A 1,674-nucleotide genomic window follows, 5' to 3' on the forward strand; every position below is an offset into this window, starting at 1 on the left:
GCGGAGGTCTCCACCCCGATCGCGGTGAGGCACGCGTCGGCCATCCCGCGCAGCACCGCGCCACCGATCACGGGGCTCACCCCCACGACCGGCGCGGAGGTGGAACGCAGCGCGGCGCGGATCCCGGGGACGGCGAGGATCGCGCCGACGGAGACCACGGGGTTGGAGGGGGCGACGACGACGAGGTCGGCCGCCTCGATGGCGTCGAGCGTCTCCGCGGTGGGCCGGGCGGCCTCGGCGCCGATCTGCACGAATCCGGAGGCGGGCAGCTGCGCGCGGTACCGGACCCACCACTCCTGGAAGTGGATCGCCTTCGAGCCCGACCCGTCGGCGGAGTCGTCGGGCACCACGACGTGCGTCTCGCATCGGTCGTCGGTCACCGGCAACAGGCGGACGCCGGGGGACCAGCGGGTGGACAGCGCCTCGGTGACGTCGGTCAACCGGTAACCGGCGCCCAACATCTGGGTGCGGACCAGGTGGGTGGCCAGGTCCTTGTCCCCGAGACCGAACCAGTCGGGCTGGACCCCGTAGGCGGCGAGTTCGTCGCGGCAGTTCCACGTCTCGCCCGCGTGACCCCATCCGCGTTCGGGGTCGATGCCCCCGCCGAGGGTGTACATGCAGGTGTCGAGGTCGGGGCAGATCCGGACGCCGTGCATCCACGCGTCGTCCCCGACGTTGACCACCGCGTCGAGGCCGTGGACGGGGTCGCCTCCGGGGAGTGGGGTGTCCGCGGCCCCGGACGCGGGGTCCAGCCCGAGAAGTCGACGTGCGCCGAGCAGGAAACGGGCGCCACCGACGCCACCGGCCACTACACAGATCCTCACGTCGACCCAGACTAGTGACGGGGTGGCGGTGAGGCCCGGGTGGCCGGGTGTTCGGACCCCACCCCGACTCGCGGGGGTGTCCCACGCCACACGATCCGCGGCGTGTCACTCGTGGGACCGGCGCACGAAAATGCTAGGTATCCGCGATTTCGCTTGACCTGGGCGACTCGCATGTGTGTAATCACAGGTGTGTCATTCGTATCGGAGCGGCACGCCGGGCCGGGCAGACGCACGAGCGACGAGCAACGTAACACGAGGGGATGACCGTGGATCGACAGTCACGCACCGCAGCGGGACCCGAGCTGACCCTGGTCGACTTCGGCACCGGTGCGCTCTTCGTGGAGGACGAGGAGGAGAGCTGGCAGGACCGGGCCCTCTGTTCCCAGACCGATCCCGAGGCGTTCTTCCCCGAGAAGGGTGGCTCGACCCGCGAGGCCAAGAAGATCTGCACGGGCTGCGAGGTCAAGGCCGAGTGCCTCGAGTACGCGCTGGCCAACGACGAGCGCTTCGGTATCTGGGGCGGACTGTCGGAGCGCGAGCGTCGGCGGATCAAGCGCGAGGCCGTGATGTGAGTTCGTCAGGGCCCGGTGCTATCCGGGCTCTCGACGGCGCCTGCTCGGCACCTTCCTGACCACCCCGCGGGGTGGTCAGTTCTCGTTGGGGCCGGCCTCGACCTCGTCCGGTGAGATCTCCAGGTGCTGCGAGACGAGTTCCACCAGGACCGAGTAGACCAGGTCCCTCAGGTCGTCCCCGCCGGGTGCCCGGCGGGTGAGCGGCCTGCGGAACAGGACCAACCGGGCCCGCGTGGGCTGGGTCTCGGACGGGTCGAGTCGGGGGCGCATCGCGTGTC

Annotated in this window: 3 protein-coding genes; 1 reads left to right on the forward strand and 2 read right to left on the reverse strand. The window is 70.8% G+C overall.

Annotation, left to right across the window (positions count from 1 at the left end; translation table 11 throughout):
- Positions 1-824, reverse strand: an 824-nt coding sequence (gene cofD / locus G6022_RS14760) for a 2-phospho-L-lactate transferase (protein WP_182691863.1), incomplete at its 3' end; no start/stop codon positions are given.
- 260 nt (positions 825-1,084) lie between these two features.
- Here cofD and G6022_RS14765 point away from each other — a divergent pair.
- Positions 1,085-1,396 carry a WhiB family transcriptional regulator gene (locus G6022_RS14765; RefSeq protein WP_241727050.1) on the forward strand — a complete coding sequence of 104 codons (312 nt, stop codon included), beginning with the start codon at positions 1,085-1,087 and terminating at the stop codon, positions 1,394-1,396.
- Positions 1,397-1,471: 75 nt separating this feature from the next.
- Here G6022_RS14765 and G6022_RS14770 read toward each other — a convergent pair.
- On the reverse strand, positions 1,472-1,674 hold a 203-nt coding region (locus G6022_RS14770), incomplete at its 5' end, for a metallopeptidase family protein (protein WP_182691864.1).

The organism is Dietzia sp. Cai40, assembly GCF_014145165.1.
GTDB classification, from domain to species: Bacteria; Actinomycetota; Actinomycetes; order Mycobacteriales; family Mycobacteriaceae; genus Dietzia; species Dietzia natronolimnaea.

Bases quoted from the DNA above. Each gene is read 5' to 3' on its own strand.
- G6022_RS14765 (WP_241727050.1), top strand. From the start codon at position 1,085: ATGACCGTGGATCGACAGTCACGCACCGCAGCGGGACCCGAGCTGACC.